The 2217-nt window shown below is 71.0% G+C and carries 2 protein-coding genes; one reads left to right on the top strand and one right to left on the bottom strand.

The window, feature by feature from the left end:
* On the bottom strand, positions 1-198 hold a 198-nt coding region (locus AC08OV_RS24340), incomplete at its 3' end, for a hypothetical protein (RefSeq protein WP_476616201.1).
* A 621-nt stretch (positions 199-819) separates the two neighbouring features.
* On the opposite strand from AC08OV_RS24340, the gene AC08OV_RS24335 reads away from it, so the two are divergent.
* A complete protein-coding gene (locus AC08OV_RS24335) occupies positions 820-2205 on the top strand; it encodes an IS1380 family transposase (protein ID WP_476620407.1) in 1386 nt (461 codons plus the stop codon).
* Positions 2206-2217: the final 12 nt, after the last annotated feature.

Below are 2217 nucleotides of genomic sequence, written 5' to 3'. Positions count from 1 at the left end.
TTGGCAGGTGTAGTAATCTTCACCGAATTCACAGAATGGTTCATAGCCGACCTTGCGCGGGTCGTCTTCCTTCTCGGCCTCGAAGTACAGCGTGGTCATGTCGTAGAGGCACAGGGAGACGTCGCCGGCGGCCAGAGCGTAGGCGAAGCACAGGTCGGCGACCTGGTTGCGGTAGCCGCCGGAGGCGCAGCGGGTCAAGGTGCGTTTCCTCGTCGCGTACGCCGCCCAGCCCGGTGAGCACCCTGCTGGCGTCGAGCAGCGACGTCGGTTCCACGACCCGGGCGATCACCAGATCCCGGAGCAGCCGGTCTCCCAGCGCGTCGAACCCGAGATCGGTGAACACCGAGGCCAGGGCACCAAACAGCAGCACCGACGCGGTCGCAAGCACCTTTCGCTGGCCCGACCACCGCGGCCGGCCCGGCGGGCTCAGGGTCGAACAGCGCCAGCTCGCGCGGCGGCCCGAGCAGCCTGGCCGGGCGCACGGCCGACTCGATCCCGAGGTCGAGCGCTCCCTGCCGGCTGTCGGCAAACATCTCTTCGGCCCGCGCCGGCATGATCCCGAGCTCCGCTTCGGTATGGGCGGACCCCACATGCGCCACGATCCGCTGACGGCGGCCACCGACGTACTCGGCGATCTGCACCGCCGTCGCACCCGAGGCCGTCCGCGCCCTCCGAGCGAACACCGCGACCGAAGACTAGCCTCGGACTTTCACCGGGGTGATCGTCTGTTGGGGGGCGGGAATAGGAAAGTGCTCCTGAGCTGGGAGGATTGGGTTTGCTGAGGACCTGACCCATCCCGTACCAAGGAGCACCTTCGCGGTGAAGACTACCGCTGTGTATCCGTCTGTCTGCGTGGACGTCGCCGGGCGTGGAATCGTGTCGCACGCGGGCGGGCTGATGCTGACCGAGGCGGTCCGGGCCAGCGGGCTCGGGCAGGCGCTGTCGGCGGTGTTGACGCCATGGCGGCCGGGTCGGGCGGTGCACGATCCGGGCAAGGTGCTGTGCGATCTGGCGCTGTCGGCGGCGTTGGGTGGGGACTGCCTCGCGGACATCTCGCTGCTGCGCGCGGAACCGGCGGTGTTCGGTCGGGTCGCGTCGGACCCGACGGTGTCCCGCACCATCGACCGGCTCGCCGTCGACGTCGAGAAGGCCCTGAAAGCGATCGACGCCGCCCGGGCGGTGGCTCGGGCCCGGGTGTGGGAGCTGGCCGGCGCGCACGCCCCGCACGCCGGGGTCTGCGCCGACGATCCGCTGGCCATCGATCTGGATGCCACCCTGGTGACCGCGCATTCGGAGAAGGAGAACGCCGACCGGACCTGGAAGAAGGGGTTCGGGTTCCACCCGCTGTGGGCGTTCGCCGACCACGGCCCGGACGGTTCAGGCGAGCCGCTGGCGGTCCTGCTGCGACCGGGGAACGCCGGGGCGAACACGGCCGCCGACCACATCACCGTGGCCACCGCCGCCCTGGTGCAGCTGCCTCGGCGGTTGCGCCGGAGCCGGTCGGTACTGATCCGGACCGACAGCGGCGGTGGCACGCACGCGTTCCTCGGCTGGCTGCACCGCCGCCGGCTGGGCTACTCGGTCGGGTTCACCCTGCCCGAGGGCGCGACCGAGGCGATCGCGAAGGTTCCCACGGGGGCGTGGACACCGGCTTATGACGCCGGCGGTCAGCCCCGCGACGGCGCCTGGGTCGCCGAACTGACCGGGTTGATGGACCTGTCCGGCTGGCCGGTGGGCATGCGGGTCCTCGTGCGTAAGGAACGCCCGCATCCAGGCGCCCAACTGCGGATCGTCGACCCCGGCGGGAACCGCTGCACCGCGTTCGCGACCAACACCCCCCGCGGCCAGCTCGCGGACCTGGAACTACGTCACCGCCGCCGGGCCCGCTGCGAGGACCGGATCCGCACCGCGAAGGACACCGGCCTGACGAACCTGCCCCTGCACGACTTCGCCCAGAACAGGGTCTGGTGCGCCGTGGTCTCCCTCGCGCTCGACCTGCTCGCCTGGACCCAGATGCTCGCCCTGGCCGGTCACCCTGCCCGGCGGTGGGAACCGAAACGCCTCCGGCACAGGCTGTTCACCATCGCCGGACGGATCACCCGCCACGCACGACAGACCATGCTCCACCTGCCCGAGCACCATCCCTGGGCAGCGCTGACCGTTCAGGCCCTGACCACCCTGCGCGCGCTACCCGACCCCGGATAGCCCCCCTGCCCC

The sequence above is a fragment of the Frankia sp. CeTa3Moorea genome (assembly GCF_978021225.1).
This window is presented reverse-complemented; position numbering and strand designations above follow the sequence as displayed.